Genomic DNA, 17,539 nt, shown 5'->3' with positions numbered 1-17,539 from the left:
GCTTGAAGGATCGGGCACACGGCCTGCCCTGCATCGGCGATGGCTGACCGGCAAGACCTCATCCAGCGTCGCCCCGAGGGCCTGTACTGCCCGCCGGGGGACTTCTTCATCGACCCCTGGCGACCGGTGGCCCGGGCCGTCATCACCCACGCCCACGCCGACCATTGCCGCGAAGGGCATGGCGCCTACCTGGCCCACCGGGATGCCGAGGGGCTGATGCGGCTGCGGGTGGGCGCCGACATGCCCTTCCAAGGGCTGGCCTATGGCGAGACGCTGCGCCTGGGCGACGTGACGATCAGCCTGCATCCGGCCGGCCATGTGCTGGGATCGGCCCAGGTGAGGGTCGAGCACCGCGGCGAGGTCTGGGGGGTGTCGGGCGACTATTTCGTCAGCGGCGCCGGCGACACCAACACCACCTGCGCGCCTTTCGAACCGGTGCGCTGCGATGTCTTCGTCACCGAGGCCACCTTCGCCCTGCCCATCTACCGCTGGGCGCCGCAGACCGAGGTGCTGGCCGAGATGCGCGCCTGGTGGACCGACTGCGCCGCCCAGGGCAAGCAGGCCCTGCTGATGGGCTACAGCCAGGGCAAGGCCCAGCGGTTGCTGGCCGGGCTGGCCACCGGCGACGCGCCGGGGCCGGTGCTGGTGCACACAGCGGTGGCGCGGCTGAACGAAGCCTATCGCGCGGCCGGCGTCGCCCTGCCAGAAGTTGAAACCGTGACACCAGAGACGAACTTCAAGTCGTTGCAGGGCGCCCTCGTCATCGCGCCCCCGGCCGTGCAGGACAGCCGCTGGGCCAAGGCCCTGGGCCCCCACAGCGACGCCTTCGCCAGCGGCTGGATGCGGCTGCGCGGCGCACGCCGGCGCCGCAGCGTGGACCGCGGCTTCGTCTTCAGCGACCATGCGGACTGGCCGGGCCTGCTGTCGGCCATCCGCGCCACCGAGGCCCAGCGCGTCATCGTCACGCATGGTGACGAAGGCGCCCTGGTGCGCTATCTCACCGAACTGGGCCTGCAGGCCGAGGCCTTCGCGACCGAGTTTGGCGACGAGGGCGAGACATGAAGCGCTTCGTGGCGCTGTATCTCGCCCTGGATGCCAGCACCTCGACGCTGGCCAAGGTGGCGGCGCTCAAGCGCTATCTGGGCGAGGCGCCGCCGCGAGACGCGGCCTGGGCGGTCTATCTGCTGGCCGGCGGCACGCCGCGCCGCGCGGTGCCGACCCGCGAGCTGCGGTCGCTGGCCTGCGAGGCGGCCGGCCTGCCGGAGTGGCTGTTCGAAGCCGGCTACGCCGCCACCGGCGACCTGGCCGAGGCCATCGCCTATGTTCTGCCCGACCCCGAGGACAAGCTGGACGAGCCGCTCAGCGAGTGGATGGAAGGCCGCATCCTGCCGCTGCGCCAACTGGACATGGCCGGCCGCCGCGAAGGCGTGCTGGCGGCCTGGCGCGGGCTGTCGGCGGACGAACGCTTCATGTTCGTCAAGCTGGTGGGCGGGGGCTTTCGCGTCGGCGTCAGCAAGCTGCTGGTGCAGCGGGCGCTGGCCGAATGGTCAGGGCGTGACGCGACCGGCATAGCGCAACGCATGATGGGCTACACCCACATCGACACGCCGCCCACCGAGGCCCGCTTCCTGGCGCTGCTGGTAGAAGACGCGAGTGGCGTGCGGGGCGGCCAGCCCTATCCCTTCTTCCTTGCCCACCCCCTGCCCGGCGAGCCCGCCGCCCTGGGCGAGCGCAGCGACTGGCTGGCGGAATGGAAGTACGACGGCATCCGCGCCCAGGTGGTGAAGCGCGAGGGCCAGGTGTGGATCTGGTCGCGCGGCGAGGAACTGGTGACGGAGCGCTTCCCCGAGGTGGTGCTGGAGGCCAGTACCTGGCCGGACGGAACGGTGGTCGATGGAGAGCTGCTGGCATGGCGACATGGCGAGGCTGAGCCGGCGCCCTTCGCCTTGCTGCAAAAGCGCATCGCCCGCACCAAGCTGTCCAAGGCCATCCTGGCCGAGGCGCCAGTGCGGCTGCTGGCCTACGACCTGCTGGAGAGCGAAGGCGTGGACCGCCGCAACGAGCCCCTGCATAGGCGCCGCGCGCGGCTGGAGCAGTTGGGCATTGCGACCTCGCCCCTCGTCGACGCCATGGATTGGACCGACCTCGCGCTCGCACGCGAAGGCTCGCGCGTGCGGCGTGTCGAGGGGCTGATGCTGAAGCACCGCGAGTCGGTCTACGGCATCGGCCGCACCGTGGGCGGATGGTGGAAATGGAAGGTCGCGCCGCTCAGCGTCGATGCCGTGCTCGTCTACGCCCAGGCCGGCCACGGCCGCCGCGCCAATCTCTACACCGACTACAGCTTCGCCGTCTGGAACCGCGCGCCGCGCGATGCGGCCGAGGCCGAAGCCGCGCTGGACAAGACGGGCGGGGAGTTGATGCTGGTGCCTTTCGCCAAGGCCTATTCGGGCCTGACCGATGAGGAGATCAAGCGCGTGGACCGCGAGATCCGCAAGACGACGGTCGAGAAGTTCGGGCCGGTACGGCGCGTACGGCCGAGCATGGTCTTCGAGCTGGGTTTCGAAGGCATCCAGGCCAGCACGCGGCACAAAAGCGGCATCGCGGTGCGCTTCCCGCGCATGCTGCGCATCCGCGACGACAAGCCGCTGCACGAAGCGGATACGCTGGACAGCTTGCGGGCGCTGATGGAGATCGCTGCGAATGCCGGTGAAGTCGCCGAAGACGAATGACTGGCTGGCCTCGCGCGGCTGGAAGGCCTTCGCCTTTCAGCGCGAGGTCTGGCGCGCGATGGCCCAGGGCCACTCCGGTCTGCTGCATGCCACCACGGGCGCGGGCAAGACCCTGGCCGTCTGGCTGGGCGCGCTGCAGGCCTTGGGCGACACCGAAGCGCCGTTGACGGTGCTGTGGGTGACGCCGATGCGGGCCCTCAGCCACGACACGCTGCTGGCCCTGCAGGACGCCGCGTCGGCCTTGGCGCCCGACTGGACGCTGGCCGCCCGCACCGGCGACACCTCGACCAGCGAGCGCGCCTCCCAGCAGCGCCGCTGGCCCACGGCCCTGGTGACGACGCCCGAGTCACTGAGCCTGATGTTGTCGCGCGCCGATGCGCCGGACGTGCTGAGGCGCGTGCGCCTGGTCGTCGTCGACGAATGGCATGAGTTGCTGGGCAGCAAGCGCGGCGTGCAGCTGCAGCTCGCGCTCGCCAGGCTCAGGCGCTGGAATCCGGCGCTGATGACCTGGGGGCTGTCGGCCACGCTGGCCAATCTCGACGAGGCGCGCGACGTGCTGGCGCCGGATGCGATGCTGGTGCGCGGGGCCCAGGACAAGAAGATAGTCATCGACACGCTGCTGCCCAAGCGCATCGAGCGCTTCGCCTGGGGCGGGCATATGGGCCTGACCATGCTGCCGGGCGTTGTCGAGCTGATCGACAAGGCCGACAGCAGCCTGGTCTTTACCAACACCCGCTCGCAGAGCGAACGCTGGTTCCAGGCGCTGCTGGATGCGCGGCCCGACTGGGCCGGCGCCATCGCCCTGCACCACGGCTCCATCGACGCGGAGCTGCGCCGCTGGGTGGAGGCGGCCATGAAGGCCGGGCAGCTGAAGGCCGTGGTCTGCACGGCGAGCCTCGACCTGGGCGTGGACTTTCTGCCGGTGGAGCAGGTGCTGCAGATCGGCTCGGCCAAGGGCGTGGCCCGCCTGCTGCAGCGCGCCGGCCGCAGCGGCCACGCACCGGGGCGGCGCTCGCGCGTGACGCTGGTGCCGACGCACAGCCTGGAGATCGTCGAGGCTTCGGCCCTGCGCGCCGCCGTGCAGGCCGGCCGCATCGAGCCGCGGCATGCACCCGTCGCCCCGCTGGACGTGCTGGTGCAGCACCTGGTCACCGTGGCTTTGGGTGGCGGCTTCCGGCCCGAGGAACTGCTGGCCGAAGTGCGCACCGCGCCGTCCTATCGAAGTCTGACCGACGAGGCCTGGTCCTGGGCCCTTGCCTTTGTACGCCATGGCGGCGACAGCTTGCGCGCCTACCCCGACTTCCAGCGCGTCGTGCCCGACGAGGAAGGCGTCTGGCGCGTGCCGGACGCACGGCTGGCGCGGCGCCACCGCAGCAATATCGGCACCATCGTGTCGGACGCGATGATGAACGTGCAGTTCCTGACCGGTGGACGCATCGCCAGCGTGGAGGAGAGCTTCATCGCGCGGCTCAAGCCGGGCGACACCTTCCTGCTCGGCGGCCGCGCGCTGGAGCTGGTGCGCACCGAAGGCCTGACCGCCTATGTGCGCGTAGGCAAGCCGGGCCGTGCCCTGCTGCCGCGCTGGAACGGCGGGCAGTTCCCGATCTCGGACACGCTGGCCGAGGCGATGCTGGAGCGCTTCGACGAGGCGGCACAGGGCCGCTATGCCGACAAGGAGATGCGCTTTGTCGCGCCGCTGCTGAAGCTGCAGGCCGAGTGGTCCGCCCTGCCCGGCCCGCAGCGCCTGCTGGCCGAGGTGCAGACGTCGGCGGATGGCCACCACCTCTTCCTCTATCCCTTTGCCGGCCGCACCGTGCACCTGGGACTGGCCTGGCTGCTGGCCTGGCGCGTGGGGCGAGATACGCCGGCCACCTTCACCGTTGCCGTCAACGAGTACGGCATGGAGCTGCTCAGCGCCACCGATGTCGACTGGGCCGCGCGGCTGCCGACGCTGCTCGCCAGCGTGGACCGCGACACGCTGAGGCAGGAGGTGCTGGCCAGCATCAACGCCAGCGAGCTGGCGCGTCGACGCTTCCGGCAGATCGCGCGCATCTCGGGATTGATCTTCCAGAGCCATCCGGGCGAGGTGCGCAGTCAGCGCCAGCTGCAGGCTTCGTCGTCGCTCTACTTCGACGTGTTTCGCCAGCACGACCCGGGCAACCGGCTGCTGCGCCAGGCCGAGGAGGAACTGCTGTCGGCCGAGCTGGACGAGGACGCGCTGGCGCGCACGCTGGATCGGTTGGCCTCGCTGCCGCTGGATCTGCAGCGCCCCACACGCACGTCGCCACTGGCATTCCCGCTGCTGGTGGAAATGCTGCGGGAAAGGGTGTCGACGGAGTCGCTGGCGCAGCGGCTGTCGCGCATGCTGGCCGAGCTGGAGGAGGCGGCCGAAGGACAGGCACCCGAGGACGTGGGCGAGCGGCTGGCCTTTGGGCGGGAGAGCGACAAGAAGACCGCCAGGCGCGGCGGCGGATCGCGGCGGAGGCGGCGATGAGCCTGGGCATCGAGGCGGCCGGCGAGACGTTGCAGCTGCTGCCGGATGGCGCCGTGTGGTGGCCGGCGGAGCGCACGCTGTTCGCGGCCGATCTGCATCTGGGCAAGGGCGCAGCCTTTCGCGCCCAAGGCCAGCCCGTGCCCGCCGGCAGCAGCGCGCGGACGCTGGCTCGACTGGAGGCGACGTTCATTTCACGCGGCGCCGAACGGCTCGTGGTGTTGGGCGACTTCTGGCATGGCGCTGAAGGGTTGACGCCGCGACTGCTGGAGGCCGTCGATGACTTCGCACGACGTGTGCCAACCGTGCTGGTGCTGGGCAACCACGACCGCCGCATTCATCCGCCGGGCTTGCCGCTGCAGGTGATCAGCGCGACCTTGTCGTTAGGTGTACTGACCGCGGCCCACGAGCCGCCACCGCCCGGCTCACCCGGCTTCACGCTGGCAGGTCATCTGCATCCCGCCGTCTCTCTCGGCAGCCGCGCCGGCGACCGACTGCGCCGCCCCTGCTTTGTCCACTATCCGCACGCCCTGGTGCTGCCAGCCTTCGGCGGGCTCACCGGGGCGCTGACGCTGAAACGCTCGGAGCTGGCGCGCGATGGCGCCCACGTGGCCGTGCTGGGTGAAGATGACCTGCACTGGCTGCCCTGGGGCGGCTAGATCTTGTGCTGGGGCGGTCCCTGAGGTGCTTCGCGGGTCGTGCCATCGGCCTCGCGCGCCGGCGCCTTGGCCTGCTTGGTCAGCGTCTGCCCTTGCGTCGCCTTGCTGGTCGCGAACTCGCTGGCGGTGTGCTTGACCGGGCCCGACTGGGCGTTGTGACTGCGACCGAGATGGGGCTTGCTCATGGTGCAGCCTCACTCACTGCCAGTTGAAGCCGTAATGGCCGTAGACGCCGCGCCCGTACTCCTCGGTATAGGTCGGCGCCTGGCCGCTGGCATAACGCGGCGCGTCGGTCAGCAGATCGCGGTTGATGTTGACGACATAGCCGTCCTTGCTGGTGTCGTACTTCAGCATGTCCCAGGGCAGCGGATAGCGGTCCGTGCCGATACCGAGGAAGCCGCCGAACTCCAGCGCGGCGTAGCGCACATGACCGGTGCGCTTGTCGATGACGAGGTCGTCGATGGTGCCGAGCTTGTCGCCGGCGAGGTCGTAGACCGCGGTGCCTTCGACCTTGGAGGAGGAGATGGTGGGATGGAGGCTCATGGCGGGCTCCTGCAGTTGAAGCGATCGCTTCACTGTGCGCGCGCCACCGGACGTGTGTCGTCAGGCCGGGCGCGAGCCGCGCGTAGGAGGGGGCCGACGATGCCAACAGCCATGAAAAAAGCCCGCGCGAGGCGGGCTTTGCAGTTCAGCGAAAGCTGAGCTTATTCGGCGGCTTCGCCAGCGGTTTCGCCTTCCGGACGATCCACCAGTTCGACGAAGGCCATGGGGGCGTTGTCGCCGACGCGGAAGCCCATCTTCAGGATGCGGGTGTAGCCGCCCGGACGAGCCGCGAAGCGCGGGCCCAGCACGTTGAAGAGCTTGGTGACGATGTCGCGGTCGCGCAGGCGGTCGAAAGCCAGGCGGCGGTTGGCCAGCGTGGGTTCCTTGGCGAGCGTGATCAGGGGCTCAACGACGCGGCGCAGTTCCTTGGCCTTGGGGACCGTGGTCTTGATGGCTTCGTGCTCGAGCAGCGAAACGCACATATTGCGCAGCATGGCAGCGCGGTGAGCGCTGGTGCGGTTGAGTTTGCGGAGGCCGTTACGGTGACGCATGGTGCTTTTCCTTTCACTTCATTAATGCCGCCAGCCGGATCAGGTACTGGCGGGTGCACCGGGTGGCGTTGGTCAACGCGCCACCCACTTAGAAATTAACGCTTGTCCAGACCTTGCGGCGGCCAGTTTTCCAGGCGGGCGCCCAGAGTCAGACCGCGCGAAGCCAGCACTTCCTTGATTTCGTTGAGCGACTTGCGACCCAGATTCGGGGTCTTCAGCAGCTCGGTCTCGGTGCGCTGGATCAGGTCGCCGATGTAGTAGATGTTTTCGGCCTTCAGGCAGTTGGCCGAACGCACCGTCAGCTCGAGCTCGTCGACCGGGCGCAGCAGGATCGGATCGAAGCTGCTGGAGCGCTGGGCCGGCTGGTCGAAGGCGTCGACCAGGTCGGTGCCTTGCAGCTGGGCGAAGACGGCCAGTTGCTCAACCAGGATCTTGGCCGAAGCACGGATCGCTTCCTCGGGCGAGATGGCGCCGTTGGTTTCGATTTCCATGACCAGCTTGTCCAGGTCGGTACGCTGCTCGACGCGGGCGTTTTCGACGGCGTAGCTGACGCGCTTGACGGGCGAGAACGAGGCGTCGAGGACGATGCGGCCGATGCTCTTGGTCGGCTCGTCGCCGAAGCGGCGCATCGTGCCGGGCACATAGCCACGGCCCTTCTCGACCTTGATCTGCATGTCGAGCTTGCCGCCTTGCGACAGGTGGGCAATGACGTGCTCGGGGTTGATGATCTCGACGTCGTGCGGGGTCTGGATGTCGGCCGCGGTGACGGGGCCTTCGCCTTCCTTGCGAAGGACCAGGGTCACTTCTTCACGGTTGTGCAGGCGGAAGACGACGCCCTTGAGGTTCAGCATGATGTGAACCACGTCCTCTTGCACGCCGTCGATGGCCGAGTACTCGTGCAGCACGCCGGCAATCGTCACTTCCGTCGGCGCATAACCCACCATCGACGAGAGCAGCACACGGCGCAGGGCATTGCCCAGGGTGTGACCGTAGCCGCGTTCGAACGGCTCCAGCGTGACCTTGGCGCGATGACCGCCCAGGGGCTCCACGTTGATGGACTTGGGTTTGAGCAAGTTGGTTTGCATGAGGTCTTTCTTTCAATACCCTCGGTTCGTTACACCGATAAGGCTGAGGACCAGCCGGGCAGAGCCTTCGAAGGGCTGTAATGCCCGGACGAGGAAACGCCGACCGCGCCCTTGCGAGCGTGGTCGGCGGGGGAAAACATTAACGCGAGTACAACTCGACGATCAGCGATTCGTTGATCTCGGCGCCGAACTCATCGCGGTCCGGGGCCTTCTTGAACACGCCTTCGAGCTTGGTGCCGTCGACGGCCACCCAGGCCGGCAGGCCGATGGAGTCGGCCAGCTTGAACGACTCGGTGACGCGCAGCTGCTTCTTGGCCTTGTCGCGCACGGCGACGGTGTCACCGGCCTTGACCAGGTAGGAGGCGATGTTGACGACTTCGCCATTGACCGTCACACCCTTGTGCGAAACCAGCTGACGGGCTTCTGCGCGGGTGGAGCCGAAGCCCATGCGGTAGACGACGTTGTCCAGACGCGATTCCAGCAGTTGCAGCAGGTTCACGCCGGTCGAGCCCTTGCGGCGCTCGGCTTCGGCGAAGTAGCGGCGGAACTGGCGCTCCAGCACGCCGTACATGCGCTTGACCTTCTGCTTTTCGCGCAGTTGCAGACCGAAGTCGCTGGTGCGCTGGCCAGAAGTGCGGCCGTGCTGACCGGGCTTGCTGTCGAACTTGACCTTGTCGCTGATGGCGCGGCGGGCGCTCTTCAGGTAGAGGTCGGTGCCTTCACGGCGGGAAAGTTTGCCCTTGGGGCCGAGGTAGCGTGCCACTTTGAGTGTCCTTGTTCAATCTGACGCCAGGCCTCGTGGAGAGGTTTTCTGACGCGAGTCCAGCCGGTGTTTTTATGGGCTTGGACGGTGGGCTTATGAGTGCGCCTTCGAAATGAAGCCGACTCAAGACTGAAGCCGGCGCGGCACAAAGTGCCCGCCGGCTCCGGGAAAACGCGCGATTATCGCACCGTCATCCGAATCTTCAATATCCCTGTCACCGAAAGGTGAATAGGCTTAGATACGGCGACGCTTCTGCGGACGGCAGCCGTTGTGCGGCACGGGCGTCACGTCAGAGATGGAGTTGATGCGGATGCCGAGAGCAGCCAGAGCACGCACCGACGACTCGCGACCTGGGCCCGGGCCCTTGATCTTGACGTCGAGGTTCTTGATGCCCTGCTCTTGAGCGGCACGGCCAGCCACTTCAGCCGCCACCTGGGCTGCGAAGGGCGTCGACTTGCGCGAGCCCTTGAAGCCTTGGCCACCCGACGAAGCCCAGGACAGGGCGCCGCCTTGACGGTCGGTGATGGTGATGATGGTGTTGTTGAACGAGGCGTGGACGTGCGCGATGCCGTCAGCAACGTTCTTGCGGACCTTCTTGCGAACGCGCTGAGCCGCCGAATTGTTGGGAGCCTTTGCCATATTGACCTTCTTTCAGTTCGGGCAGCTTACTTCTTGCCGGTCGCAGCCGACTTGCGCGGACCCTTGCGGGTGCGGGCATTCGTACGGGTGCGCTGACCGCGCATCGGCAGGCCACGGCGATGACGGAAGCCGCGGTAGCAACCGAGGTCCATCAGACGCTTGATGTTGATGGACTGCTCACGGCGCAGGTCACCCTCGATGGTCAGCTTGTTGACTTCGTCGCGGATCTTTTCGAGATCGCCGTCAGTCAGGTCCTTGACCTTCTTTTCGAACGGAATGCCGCAGTTCGTGCAGATCTTCTGAGCGGTCGTACGGCCAATGCCGTAGATCGAGGTCAGGCCGATCTCAGTGTGCTTTTGCGGCGGAATGTTGATACCAGCAATACGTGCCATGGTGGTCCTCTAGTCCTGTCGTGCGGCCAATTAGCCCTGGCGCTGCTTGTGGCGCGGGTCGGTGCAGATCACACGCACCACGCCCTTGCGGCGGATGATCTTGCAATTGCGGCACATCTGCTTCACGGATGCCGAAACTTTCATGGTCTGCTCCTTGGCCTAACTCTTTTTGCGCTCTTGACGCGTCCGGGGGTTCAAACAGCTCACTTCGCCCGGAACACGATGCGAGCACGACTCAAATCGTAGGGTGTCAGTTCAACGGTCACTTTGTCGCCAGGCAGGATGCGGATGTAGTGCATCCGCATCTTGCCGGAGATGTGACCGAGCACGACATGCCCGTTCTCCAACTTCACACGAAACGTAGCGTTGGGGAGGTTCTCCAGAATCTCGCCCTGCATTTGAATGACGTCGTCTTTCGCCATGCCGTACGTTCAGGTGTGGGTTGTTGAAATCAATCTTGGTTAACCGTCAGCTCCCAGCCCGTCAGGACTTGAAGCTGGCCTTCTTCAGCAGTGATTCGTACTGCTGACTCATGATGTAACTCTGCACCTGGGCCCAGAAGTCCATCGTCACGACGACGATGATCAACAGGGAGGTGCCACCGAAGTAGAACGGAACGTTGTACTTCAGCGTCAGGAACTCGGGCAACAGGCAGACCAGGGTGATGTACACCGCACCGGCCAGCGTCAGTCGCGAGAGGATCTTGTCGATGTGCTTGGCGGTCTGCTCACCCGGACGAATACCCGGGATGAAGGCGCCGCTCTTCTTCAGGTTGTCAGCAGTCTCGCGGCTGTTGAACACCAGGGCCGTGTAGAAGAAGCAGAAGAACACGATCGCGGCCGAGTACAGCAGCACATAGATCGGCTGTCCCGGGCTGATCATGCCAGCCAGATCCTTCAACCAGCGCAGGCCGTCGCCCGTCGCGAACCAGCTCACCACCGTCGTCGGCAGCAGGATGATGGACGACGCGAAGATCGGCGGGATCACGCCCGACATGTTCAGCTTCAGCGGCAGGTGCGACGACTGGCCGCCGTAGACCTTGTTGCCGACCTGGCGCTTCGCATAGTTCACGAGGATCTTGCGTTGGCCACGTTCGACGAAGACCACGGCATAGGTCACCAGCACGACCAGCGAGATGACGACCAGCGCAGAGCCATAACCCATCGCACCGGTACGCACCAGCTCGAACAGGCCGCCAATCGCACCCGGCAGACCCGCGGCGATACCGCCGAAGATCAGGATCGAGATGCCATTGCCCAGACCGCGCTCGGTGATCTGCTCACCCAGCCACATCAGGAACATCGTGCCGGCCACCAGGCTGGAAACCGCCGTCAGACGGAAGCCGAAACCCGGGTTCAGCACGAGGCCGGCAGAGCCTTCCAGCGCCAGCGCGATCGACAGGCTCTGAAACAGAGCCAGACCCAGCGTCGCATAACGCGTGTACTGGGTGATCTTGCGACGTCCGGATTCGCCTTCCTTCTTCAGTTGCTCCAGCGTCGGCACGACGTAGGTCATCAGCTGCAGAACGATGGACGCCGAGATGTAAGGCGTGATGCCCAACGCGAACACGGTGAAGCGCGACAGCGCGCCGCCCGAGAACATGTTGAACAGGCTCAGGATGCCACCGGCCTGACCCTTGAAGAATTGGGCCAGCTGGTTCGGATCGATACCGGGCACGGGGATATGCGCCCCGATGCGGTAGACGACCAGAGCCAGCAGCAGGAACACAAGCCGGCGACGCAGGTCACCGAACTTGCCGCTCTTGGCCAGCTGATTCGCGTTGGTAGCCACGCTGGATCAGTTCCTGTTCGCTGAATTAAGCGACCGAGCCGCCGGCCGCCTCGATGGCCGCCTTGGCGCCCTTCGTGGCGTTCACGCCCTTCAGCGTGACCTTGCGCTCGATGGCGCCGGACAGGATCAGCTTGACCGACTTGGCCAGCTGGGGCACCAGGCCGACAGCCTTCAGCGTCGACACGTCGATCTCTTCGCCGGCCAGACCTTGCAGGTCCGACAGCGTGATCTCGGCGTTGTACTTCAGCGTCAGCGACTTGAAGCCACGCTTGGGCAGGCGACGCTGCAGCGGCATCTGGCCGCCTTCGAAGCCGACCTTGTGGTAACCACCAGCGCGGGACTTCTGGCCCTTGTGGCCGCGACCTGCGGTCTTGCCCAGGCCCGAGCCGATGCCACGGCCGACACGGCGCTTGGCATGCTTGGAGCCCTCTGCGGGCTTGATCGTGTTGAGTTCCATCGTCTTGTCCTTTGCGTGCGGTGCTTAGAGCACTTGCACCAGATAGGCGATCTTGTTGATCATGCCGCGCACTGCGGGCGTGTCTTCCAGGGTGCTTTGGCTGTTCAGCCGACGCAGACCCAGGCCGACCACGGTGGCGCGGTGCGAGGCGCGGCAGCCGATGGGGCTACGCACCAGCTTGACCGTCACGGTTTTCTTGTCAGACATGTTGTGCTCCGCGATCAGTTGAAGATTTCTTCAACCGTCTTGCCGCGCTTGGCAGCGACAGAGGCCGGCGTCGTCGAACGCTTCAGGGCGTCCAGCGTGGCGCGGACCATGTTGTACGGGTTGGTCGAACCGTGGCTCTTGGTCACGATGTCGGTCACGCCCATCACTTCGAAGACAGCGCGCATCGGGCCGCCGGCGATGACGCCGGTACCGGCGGGAGCCGGAGCCATGATGACGTGAGCAGCACCGTGCTCGCCAACCACGTTGTGGTGGATGGTGCCGTTCTTCAGGCTGACCTTGACCATGTTGCGGCGGGCCGATTCCATGGCCTTCTGCACGGCGACCGGCACTTCCTTGGCCTTGCCCTTGCCCATGCCGATGCGGCCATCGCCATCACCGACCACGGTCAGAGCGGCGAAGGACAGCGTACGGCCACCCTTCACAACCTTGGTCACGCGGTTCACCGCGATCATCTTTTCCTTCAGGCCGTCGTCGTTGCCTTCAGCCTGAGCGCCACGGGGTTGAAACTTTGCCATTTCTTATTCCTTGATGCGTCAGAACTGCAGGCCGGCTTCGCGGGCTGCTTCGGCCAGGGCTTTGACACGGCCGTGATAGGCGAAGCCCGAGCGGTCGAAAGCGACCTTCTCGACGCCGGCGGCCTTGGCCTTCTCGGCGATCAGCTTGCCCACCAGCGTGGCGGCAGCGACGTTGCCGCCGTTGCTGTTCAGCTGTTCGCGGACCGACTTCTCGGCCGTGGAGGCTGCAGCCAGCACCTTGGCGCCATCTTCCGAGACGACTTGGGCGTAGATGTGCAGGTTGGAGCGGAACACCGTCAGACGGGCCACGCGCTGGATCGCAATGCGAGCGCGGGTCTGGCGCGAACGACGCAGGCGTTGTTCTTTCTTGGTCATCATGGCGCTGCTCCTTACTTCTTCTTGGTCTCTTTGATGGTGACCTTCTCATCCGAATAACGGATGCCCTTGCCCTTGTAGGGCTCGGGGGGACGGAAGGCACGCACCTCAGCGGCGATCTGGCCGACGACCTGGCGGTCAGCACCCTTGATGACGATTTCCGTCTGGGTGGGGCACTCGACCTTGATGCCGGCCGGCATGTCCTTCACCACGGGGTGAGAGAAACCGATCTGCAGGTTGAGCTTCTGACCCTGGGCCTGGGCGCGAAAACCCACGCCGACCAGGTTCAGCTTCTTCTCGAAGCCCTTACTGACGCCGTTGACCATGTTGGCCACCAGGGCGCGCATCGTGCCGCTCATCGCATCGGCTTCGGCCGATTCGTTGGCGGGCACGAAGCTCAGCTTGCCGGCTTCGTTCTTGACGGTGACGAGCTTGTTCGCCGGACGCACCAGCGTGCCGAGCGAGCCCTTGACGCTGATCGACTCAGCAGCGACGGTCACATCCACGCCTTGCGGGAGGTTGACCGGCATTTTTCCAACGCGGGACATTGTTCCTACTCCTTCGCTTAGGCGACGTAGCAGAGGACCTCGCCGCCGATACCGGCAGCGCGGGCCTTGCGGTCCGTCATGACGCCTTGCGGGGTCGTCACAATCGCCACGCCCAGGCCATTCATGACCTGAGGAATGTCGTGGCGGCCCTTGTAGATGCGCAGGCCGGGGCGGCTGACACGCTCGATGCGCTCGATGACCGGACGGCCAGCGTAGTACTTCAGCGAGATTTCCAGCTCCGGGCGGGCGGCTTCGCCACGCACGGCGAAGTCATCGATATAGCCTTCGTCCTTCAGGACCTTGGCAATCGCCACCTTCAGCTTGGACGACGGCATCACAACGTTCGTCTTTTCGACGATCTGCGCGTTGCGGATGCGGGTCAGCATATCGGCGATGGGATCACTCATGCTCATTTGCGATTACTCCTATCAGCCGATTACCAGCTGGCCTTGACGACACCAGGGATGTCGCCCTTGAAGGCCAGTTCACGAATCTTGTTACGGGCCAGGCCGAACTTGCGGAAGGTGCCGCGCGGGCGACCCGTCAGCTCGCAGCGGTTGCGCAGGCGAGTGGGGTAGGCATTGCGGGGCAGCTTTTGCAGCTCGAGGCGAGCGGCATAGCGCTCGTCATCGGACTTCTTGCTGTCGTCGATGATGGCCTTGAGTTCAGCGTACTTCTTGGCGAACTTGGCGACCAGCGCCTCGCGCTTCAGCTCACGTTGTTTGATCGAGAGTTTTGCCACGGGGCACCTCAGTTCTTGAACGGAAACTTGAACGCAGCCAGCAGAGCCTTGGCTTCGTCGTCCGTCTTGGCAGTCGTCGTGATGCTGATGTTCAGACCACGCAGAGCATCCACCTTGTCGTACTCGATTTCGGGGAAGATGATCTGTTCTTTGACGCCGATGTTGTAGTTGCCACGGCCGTCGAACGAGCGACCGGAGATACCCCGGAAGTCGCGAACGCGCGGCAGGGCGATCGTCACGAAGCGGTCCAGGAATTCATACATCTGGACGCCACGCAGGGTGACCATCGCGCCGATGGGCACGGCGTCACGGATCTTGAAGCCGGCGATAGCCTTCTTCGACTTCGTGACGACGGGCTTCTGGCCGGCGATCTTGGTCAGGTCGCCCACGGCGTGGTCCATGACCTTCTTGTCGGCGACAGCCTCGCTCACGCCCATGTTGAGCGTGATCTTGGTGATGCGGGGCACCTCCATGACCGACTTGTAGCCGAACTTCTCGACCAGGCCGGGCACGATTTTTTCGCGGTAATGCGTTTGAAGACGAGCCATGAGGGACCTCTTAAGCCTTGATCTCTTCGCCGGTCGACTTGAACACGCGCACCCGCTTGCCGTCGACGAGCTTGACGCCCACGCGATCGGCCTTGCCGGAAGCGGCGTTGAAGATCGCCACGTTGGATTGATGGATGGGCATGGTCTTGTCGACGACGCCGCCGGTGGTGCCCTTCATGGGGTTGGGCTTGACGTGCTTCTTGACGACATTGATGCCGTCAACGACCACGTGGTCGACGTCGGTGCGGGCAGACACGGTGCCGCGCTTACCCTTGTCGCGGCCGGTCAACACGATGACCTGGTCGCCGGTACGAATCTTGTTCATGGCTTACCTCAGACAGTGGGGGCTCAGAGCACCTCGGGCGCCAGCGACACGATCTTCATGAAGCGCTCGGTACGCAGTTCACGCGTGACCGGGCCGAAGATGCGGGTGCCGATCGGCTCCAGCTTGGCATTGAGCAGCACGGCGGCATTGCCGTCGAACTTGACGAGCGAGCCGTCCTGGCGGCGCACGCCCTTGGCCGTACGCACGACCACGGCGCTGTAGACCTCGCCCTTCTTCACGCGACCACGCGGGGCAGCTTCTTTGATGCTGACCTTGATGATGTCGCCGATGTGCGCATAGCGGCGCTTGGAGCCGCCCAGCACCTTGATGCACTGAACGGACTTGGCGCCAGTGTTGTCCGCGACATCAAGCCGCGATTGCATTTGGATCATGTCTGTCCCCAACTTGCCCCGAGTTGCAGCTGAGCTGCGCGTCGGTCAGTCTTGGGCCCGTAAGTCAAACAGCTCGCGGCATTGCGCCACTTGCTGCCCAACGGTTGAGGGCGGATCCGAAGCCAGCATGGGCTCTTGCGTAGCAAGTGCACTGGCGTTCGGCGAAGCTGCGCATTATGCAGTGAGAACCCTTGGGCCGTCAATGCCTGTCGCAGAAGTTTTTGCTGGGGCCGGTTTGCGAGCCCCAGCGGTCGTCAGATCAGCCGGCCTTGGCCTGGCTCAGCATCGTGCCGGCGTCGCTGACCTCGAACTTGCCGGGACCTTCGACGTTCAACGTCTTGACCACGCCGTCCTTGACCAGCATGGAGTAACGCTGCGAGCGCAGGCCCATGCCCTTGGCGGTCAGGTCCAGCGTCAGGCCGGTGGCCTGCGCGAAGGCGGCGCTGCCGTCAGCCATCATGCGCACCTTGCCAGCCGTTTTCTGGTCACGGCCCCAGGCGCCCATGACGAAGGCGTCGTTGACCGAGACGCACCAGATCTCGTCGACACCGGCGGCCTTCAGGGCCTCGGCGGACTCGACATAGCCAGGCACATGCTTGGCCGAGCAGGTCGGCGTGTAGGCACCGGGCAGGCCAAAGATGGCGACGGTCTTGCCGGCCGCGGCCTTCTCGATATCGAAGCTGTTGGGGCCGAGGGTGCAGCCCTCGCCTTCCACTTCGATGAATTCCTGCAGATTGCCCGCGGGCAGCTTGTCGCCAACCTTGATCATGGTGTCTCTCCTGATGGGGTGTTCTTCAAACAAAAAACCGGCGCGCCAGTTGCCCAGCGTGCCGGTTGTGCAGCGGTCATGCGACCGGTGTCTTCTTAGACGATCTCGGCCTTCTCGACCAGGCGGGTCACGACCCAGCTCTTGGTCTTGGAGATCGGACGGCCTTCGCTGATCTCGACGACGTCGCCCATCTTGTACTCGCCCTTTTCGTCGTGGGCGTGGTACTTGCGGGAACGGGCCACGATCTTGCCGTAGAGCTCGTGCTTGGCGCGACGCTCGACCAGGACGGTGACCGTCTTGGCGCGCTTGTCGCTGACCACGCGGCCCACCAGGGTGCGCGTGTTCTTGGCTTGGACTTGGGCCTCAGTCATTTCGTGGCCTCCTTCTTCTTTTGTGCCAGGACGGTCTTGGCACGCGCGATGTCGCGGCGGGTCTTGCCCAGCTGGCTGTGGTTGGTCAGCTGCTGGGTAGCCTTTTGCATGCGCAGGCCGAAGTGGGCCTTCAGCAGATCGGTCACTTCCTTTTCGAGGGCAGCGACGTCCTTGGTGCGGAGTTCAGTTGCTTTCATGGTGTCTTCCTCAGGTACCGACCTGGCGGGCCACGAAGGTGCAACGCAGCGGCAGCTTGGCAGCAGCCAGCGTGAACGCCTCACGGGCCAGCTCTTCCGGCACGCCGTTGACCTCGTAGATCACCTTGCCGGGCTGGATTTCAGCGACGTAGTACTCGGGGTTGCCCTTGCCGTTACCCATCCGGACTTCGGCGGGCTTTTGCGAGATGGGCTTGTCCGGGAACACGCGGATGAAGATCCGGCCGCCGCGCTTGATGTGGCGCGAGATCGCGCGGCGAGCCGCTTCGATCTGGCGGGCCGTCAGACGGCCGCGCTCGGTGGCCTTGAGGCCGAAATCACCGAAAGACACCGCGGCGCCACGGGTCGCAACACCAGTGTTGCGGCCCTTCTGCTCCTTGCGGTATTTACGACGAGCGGGTTGCAGCATGC

General features: G+C 65.4%; 28 protein-coding genes. 4 read left to right on the top strand and 24 right to left on the bottom strand.

Features of this window, described 5'->3' with window-relative positions:
• Positions 1 to 39: 39 nt before the first annotated feature.
• The 4 genes from AC3WOE_RS26860 to pdeM are packed head-to-tail and all read left to right on the top strand — an operon-like array spanning position 40 to position 5,879.
• The gene (locus AC3WOE_RS26860) at positions 40 to 1,062 is read left to right on the top strand and encodes a ligase-associated DNA damage response exonuclease (protein ID WP_492694909.1); all 1,023 of its coding nucleotides are present in this window, start codon (positions 40 to 42) and stop codon (positions 1,060 to 1,062) included.
• Positions 1,059 to 2,729, top strand: a complete 1,671-nt coding sequence (locus tag AC3WOE_RS26855) for an ATP-dependent DNA ligase (protein ID WP_492694908.1) — start codon at positions 1,059 to 1,061, stop codon at positions 2,727 to 2,729. Before AC3WOE_RS26860 ends, AC3WOE_RS26855 begins: the two co-directional genes overlap by 4 nt.
• Positions 2,701 to 5,223, top strand: a complete 2,523-nt coding sequence (locus AC3WOE_RS26850) for a ligase-associated DNA damage response DEXH box helicase (protein ID WP_492694906.1) — start codon at positions 2,701 to 2,703, stop codon at positions 5,221 to 5,223. The genes AC3WOE_RS26855 and AC3WOE_RS26850 overlap by 29 nt, the downstream gene beginning before the upstream one ends.
• Complete coding sequence (gene pdeM / locus AC3WOE_RS26845; protein WP_492694904.1) at positions 5,220 to 5,879, top strand: ligase-associated DNA damage response endonuclease PdeM; 660 nt, start codon at positions 5,220 to 5,222, stop codon at positions 5,877 to 5,879. Before AC3WOE_RS26850 ends, pdeM begins: the two co-directional genes overlap by 4 nt.
• Here the strand turns inward: pdeM and AC3WOE_RS26840 are convergent.
• The 24 genes from AC3WOE_RS26840 to rplP all read right to left on the bottom strand — a co-directional run bounded on the left by AC3WOE_RS26840 (position 5,876) and on the right by rplP (position 17,537).
• Positions 5,876 to 6,064 (bottom strand): hypothetical protein, encoded by a 189-nt coding sequence (locus AC3WOE_RS26840; RefSeq protein WP_492694902.1) that lies wholly within the window; start codon positions 6,062 to 6,064, stop codon positions 5,876 to 5,878. The two genes, pdeM and AC3WOE_RS26840, sit on opposite strands and share 4 nt — an antisense overlap.
• Positions 6,065 to 6,077: 13 nt before the next feature.
• Positions 6,078 to 6,422 carry a PRC-barrel domain-containing protein gene (locus tag AC3WOE_RS26835; RefSeq protein ID WP_492694901.1) on the bottom strand — a complete coding sequence of 115 codons (345 nt, stop codon included), beginning with the start codon at positions 6,420 to 6,422 and terminating at the stop codon, positions 6,078 to 6,080.
• A gap of 161 nt (positions 6,423 to 6,583) precedes the next feature.
• Positions 6,584 to 6,973, bottom strand: coding sequence for a 50S ribosomal protein L17 (gene rplQ / locus AC3WOE_RS26830; RefSeq protein WP_439467381.1), 390 nt, complete (start codon positions 6,971 to 6,973; stop codon positions 6,584 to 6,586).
• 95 nt (positions 6,974 to 7,068) lie between these two features.
• On the bottom strand, positions 7,069 to 8,058 hold the full coding sequence (locus tag AC3WOE_RS26825; protein WP_056194188.1) for a DNA-directed RNA polymerase subunit alpha: 990 nt from the start codon (positions 8,056 to 8,058) through the stop codon (positions 7,069 to 7,071).
• A gap of 139 nt (positions 8,059 to 8,197) precedes the next feature.
• Entirely contained in the window at positions 8,198 to 8,821 is a 624-nt protein-coding gene (gene rpsD / locus AC3WOE_RS26820; RefSeq protein ID WP_492694899.1) for a 30S ribosomal protein S4, read from the bottom strand.
• Positions 8,822 to 9,055: 234 nt separating this feature from the next.
• The gene (gene rpsK, locus AC3WOE_RS26815; RefSeq protein WP_056194196.1) at positions 9,056 to 9,460 is read right to left on the bottom strand and encodes a 30S ribosomal protein S11; all 405 of its coding nucleotides are present in this window, start codon (positions 9,458 to 9,460) and stop codon (positions 9,056 to 9,058) included.
• Between the two features lie 26 nt (positions 9,461 to 9,486).
• Positions 9,487 to 9,852, bottom strand: coding sequence for a 30S ribosomal protein S13 (gene rpsM, locus AC3WOE_RS26810; protein ID WP_310273014.1), 366 nt, complete (start codon positions 9,850 to 9,852; stop codon positions 9,487 to 9,489).
• Between the two features lie 30 nt (positions 9,853 to 9,882).
• On the bottom strand, positions 9,883 to 9,996 hold the full coding sequence (gene rpmJ / locus AC3WOE_RS26805; RefSeq protein ID WP_056194202.1) for a 50S ribosomal protein L36: 114 nt from the start codon (positions 9,994 to 9,996) through the stop codon (positions 9,883 to 9,885).
• Positions 9,997 to 10,055: 59 nt separating this feature from the next.
• Entirely contained in the window at positions 10,056 to 10,274 is a 219-nt protein-coding gene (gene infA / locus AC3WOE_RS26800) for a translation initiation factor IF-1 (protein WP_009855680.1), read from the bottom strand.
• Between the two features lie 61 nt (positions 10,275 to 10,335).
• Positions 10,336 to 11,643 carry a preprotein translocase subunit SecY gene (gene secY / locus AC3WOE_RS26795; protein WP_492694897.1) on the bottom strand — a complete coding sequence of 436 codons (1,308 nt, stop codon included), beginning with the start codon at positions 11,641 to 11,643 and terminating at the stop codon, positions 10,336 to 10,338.
• Positions 11,644 to 11,668: 25 nt separating this feature from the next.
• Positions 11,669 to 12,100 carry a 50S ribosomal protein L15 gene (gene rplO / locus AC3WOE_RS26790; protein ID WP_492694895.1) on the bottom strand — a complete coding sequence of 144 codons (432 nt, stop codon included), beginning with the start codon at positions 12,098 to 12,100 and terminating at the stop codon, positions 11,669 to 11,671.
• 24 nt (positions 12,101 to 12,124) lie between these two features.
• Positions 12,125 to 12,307 carry a 50S ribosomal protein L30 gene (gene rpmD, locus AC3WOE_RS26785; RefSeq protein WP_056194210.1) on the bottom strand — a complete coding sequence of 61 codons (183 nt, stop codon included), beginning with the start codon at positions 12,305 to 12,307 and terminating at the stop codon, positions 12,125 to 12,127.
• A gap of 14 nt (positions 12,308 to 12,321) precedes the next feature.
• Complete coding sequence (rpsE, locus tag AC3WOE_RS26780; RefSeq protein WP_056194212.1) at positions 12,322 to 12,843, bottom strand: 30S ribosomal protein S5; 522 nt, start codon at positions 12,841 to 12,843, stop codon at positions 12,322 to 12,324.
• A gap of 18 nt (positions 12,844 to 12,861) precedes the next feature.
• On the bottom strand, positions 12,862 to 13,221 hold the full coding sequence (gene rplR / locus AC3WOE_RS26775) for a 50S ribosomal protein L18 (RefSeq protein ID WP_492694892.1): 360 nt from the start codon (positions 13,219 to 13,221) through the stop codon (positions 12,862 to 12,864).
• Between the two features lie 11 nt (positions 13,222 to 13,232).
• The gene (gene rplF, locus AC3WOE_RS26770) at positions 13,233 to 13,766 is read right to left on the bottom strand and encodes a 50S ribosomal protein L6 (protein ID WP_119046643.1); all 534 of its coding nucleotides are present in this window, start codon (positions 13,764 to 13,766) and stop codon (positions 13,233 to 13,235) included.
• A 17-nt stretch (positions 13,767 to 13,783) separates the two neighbouring features.
• Complete coding sequence (gene rpsH / locus AC3WOE_RS26765; protein WP_119046642.1) at positions 13,784 to 14,179, bottom strand: 30S ribosomal protein S8; 396 nt, start codon at positions 14,177 to 14,179, stop codon at positions 13,784 to 13,786.
• A gap of 23 nt (positions 14,180 to 14,202) precedes the next feature.
• Positions 14,203 to 14,508, bottom strand: a complete 306-nt coding sequence (gene rpsN, locus AC3WOE_RS26760; protein ID WP_492694889.1) for a 30S ribosomal protein S14 — start codon at positions 14,506 to 14,508, stop codon at positions 14,203 to 14,205.
• 8 nt (positions 14,509 to 14,516) lie between these two features.
• The gene (rplE, locus tag AC3WOE_RS26755) at positions 14,517 to 15,056 is read right to left on the bottom strand and encodes a 50S ribosomal protein L5 (RefSeq protein ID WP_056194227.1); all 540 of its coding nucleotides are present in this window, start codon (positions 15,054 to 15,056) and stop codon (positions 14,517 to 14,519) included.
• A 10-nt stretch (positions 15,057 to 15,066) separates the two neighbouring features.
• Positions 15,067 to 15,381, bottom strand: coding sequence for a 50S ribosomal protein L24 (gene rplX / locus AC3WOE_RS26750; protein WP_056264780.1), 315 nt, complete (start codon positions 15,379 to 15,381; stop codon positions 15,067 to 15,069).
• Positions 15,382 to 15,404: 23 nt separating this feature from the next.
• Positions 15,405 to 15,773 (bottom strand): 50S ribosomal protein L14, encoded by a 369-nt coding sequence (rplN, locus tag AC3WOE_RS26745; protein ID WP_056194233.1) that lies wholly within the window; start codon positions 15,771 to 15,773, stop codon positions 15,405 to 15,407.
• Between the two features lie 259 nt (positions 15,774 to 16,032).
• Positions 16,033 to 16,542 carry a peroxiredoxin gene (locus AC3WOE_RS26740; RefSeq protein WP_492694886.1) on the bottom strand — a complete coding sequence of 170 codons (510 nt, stop codon included), beginning with the start codon at positions 16,540 to 16,542 and terminating at the stop codon, positions 16,033 to 16,035.
• A gap of 95 nt (positions 16,543 to 16,637) precedes the next feature.
• Complete coding sequence (rpsQ, locus tag AC3WOE_RS26735) at positions 16,638 to 16,913, bottom strand: 30S ribosomal protein S17 (protein ID WP_056194239.1); 276 nt, start codon at positions 16,911 to 16,913, stop codon at positions 16,638 to 16,640.
• Positions 16,910 to 17,110 (bottom strand): 50S ribosomal protein L29, encoded by a 201-nt coding sequence (gene rpmC, locus AC3WOE_RS26730; RefSeq protein WP_056194241.1) that lies wholly within the window; start codon positions 17,108 to 17,110, stop codon positions 16,910 to 16,912. The genes rpsQ and rpmC overlap by 4 nt, the downstream gene beginning before the upstream one ends.
• Before the next feature lie 10 nt (positions 17,111 to 17,120).
• Positions 17,121 to 17,537 (bottom strand): 50S ribosomal protein L16, encoded by a 417-nt coding sequence (rplP, locus tag AC3WOE_RS26725; RefSeq protein WP_119046639.1) that lies wholly within the window; start codon positions 17,535 to 17,537, stop codon positions 17,121 to 17,123.
• Positions 17,538 to 17,539: the final 2 nt, after the last annotated feature.

The sequence above is a fragment of the Roseateles sp. FW305-36 genome (genome assembly GCF_058787015.1).
Note: the sequence above shows the minus strand (reverse complement) of the source record. Positions and strands in the feature narration are given on the sequence as shown.

What these genes read in the sequence shown, in the direction of transcription:
- pdeM (WP_492694904.1), top strand. Translation starts at nt 5,220, where the DNA reads ATGAGCCTGGGCATCGAGGCGGCCGGCGAGACGTTGCAGCTGCTGCCG.
- rplE (WP_056194227.1), bottom strand. Translation starts at nt 15,056, where the DNA reads ATGGCTCGTCTTCAAACGCATTACCGCGAAAAAATCGTGCCCGGCCTG.
- rpsQ (WP_056194239.1), bottom strand. Translation starts at nt 16,913, where the DNA reads ATGACTGAGGCCCAAGTCCAAGCCAAGAACACGCGCACCCTGGTGGGC.
- AC3WOE_RS26825 (WP_056194188.1), bottom strand. Translation starts at nt 8,058, where the DNA reads ATGCAAACCAACTTGCTCAAACCCAAGTCCATCAACGTGGAGCCCCTG.
- AC3WOE_RS26855 (WP_492694908.1), top strand. Translation starts at nt 1,059, where the DNA reads ATGAAGCGCTTCGTGGCGCTGTATCTCGCCCTGGATGCCAGCACCTCG.
- AC3WOE_RS26840 (WP_492694902.1), bottom strand. Translation starts at nt 6,064, where the DNA reads ATGAGCAAGCCCCATCTCGGTCGCAGTCACAACGCCCAGTCGGGCCCG.
- rplR (WP_492694892.1), bottom strand. Translation starts at nt 13,221, where the DNA reads ATGATGACCAAGAAAGAACAACGCCTGCGTCGTTCGCGCCAGACCCGC.
- rplO (WP_492694895.1), bottom strand. Translation starts at nt 12,100, where the DNA reads ATGGAACTCAACACGATCAAGCCCGCAGAGGGCTCCAAGCATGCCAAG.
- AC3WOE_RS26835 (WP_492694901.1), bottom strand. Translation starts at nt 6,422, where the DNA reads ATGAGCCTCCATCCCACCATCTCCTCCTCCAAGGTCGAAGGCACCGCG.
- rplN (WP_056194233.1), bottom strand. Translation starts at nt 15,773, where the DNA reads ATGATCCAAATGCAATCGCGGCTTGATGTCGCGGACAACACTGGCGCC.
- rpsK (WP_056194196.1), bottom strand. Translation starts at nt 9,460, where the DNA reads ATGGCAAAGGCTCCCAACAATTCGGCGGCTCAGCGCGTTCGCAAGAAG.
- rplX (WP_056264780.1), bottom strand. Translation starts at nt 15,381, where the DNA reads ATGAACAAGATTCGTACCGGCGACCAGGTCATCGTGTTGACCGGCCGC.
- rpmJ (WP_056194202.1), bottom strand. Translation starts at nt 9,996, where the DNA reads ATGAAAGTTTCGGCATCCGTGAAGCAGATGTGCCGCAATTGCAAGATC.
- rpmD (WP_056194210.1), bottom strand. Translation starts at nt 12,307, where the DNA reads ATGTCTGACAAGAAAACCGTGACGGTCAAGCTGGTGCGTAGCCCCATC.
- rpmC (WP_056194241.1), bottom strand. Translation starts at nt 17,110, where the DNA reads ATGAAAGCAACTGAACTCCGCACCAAGGACGTCGCTGCCCTCGAAAAG.
- rpsH (WP_119046642.1), bottom strand. Translation starts at nt 14,179, where the DNA reads ATGAGCATGAGTGATCCCATCGCCGATATGCTGACCCGCATCCGCAAC.
- rplP (WP_119046639.1), bottom strand. Translation starts at nt 17,537, where the DNA reads ATGCTGCAACCCGCTCGTCGTAAATACCGCAAGGAGCAGAAGGGCCGC.
- rpsM (WP_310273014.1), bottom strand. Translation starts at nt 9,852, where the DNA reads ATGGCACGTATTGCTGGTATCAACATTCCGCCGCAAAAGCACACTGAG.
- AC3WOE_RS26860 (WP_492694909.1), top strand. Translation starts at nt 40, where the DNA reads ATGGCTGACCGGCAAGACCTCATCCAGCGTCGCCCCGAGGGCCTGTAC.
- rplF (WP_119046643.1), bottom strand. Translation starts at nt 13,766, where the DNA reads ATGTCCCGCGTTGGAAAAATGCCGGTCAACCTCCCGCAAGGCGTGGAT.
- AC3WOE_RS26740 (WP_492694886.1), bottom strand. Translation starts at nt 16,542, where the DNA reads ATGATCAAGGTTGGCGACAAGCTGCCCGCGGGCAATCTGCAGGAATTC.
- infA (WP_009855680.1), bottom strand. Translation starts at nt 10,274, where the DNA reads ATGGCGAAAGACGACGTCATTCAAATGCAGGGCGAGATTCTGGAGAAC.
- rplQ (WP_439467381.1), bottom strand. Translation starts at nt 6,973, where the DNA reads ATGCGTCACCGTAACGGCCTCCGCAAACTCAACCGCACCAGCGCTCAC.
- AC3WOE_RS26850 (WP_492694906.1), top strand. Translation starts at nt 2,701, where the DNA reads ATGCCGGTGAAGTCGCCGAAGACGAATGACTGGCTGGCCTCGCGCGGC.
- rpsE (WP_056194212.1), bottom strand. Translation starts at nt 12,843, where the DNA reads ATGGCAAAGTTTCAACCCCGTGGCGCTCAGGCTGAAGGCAACGACGAC.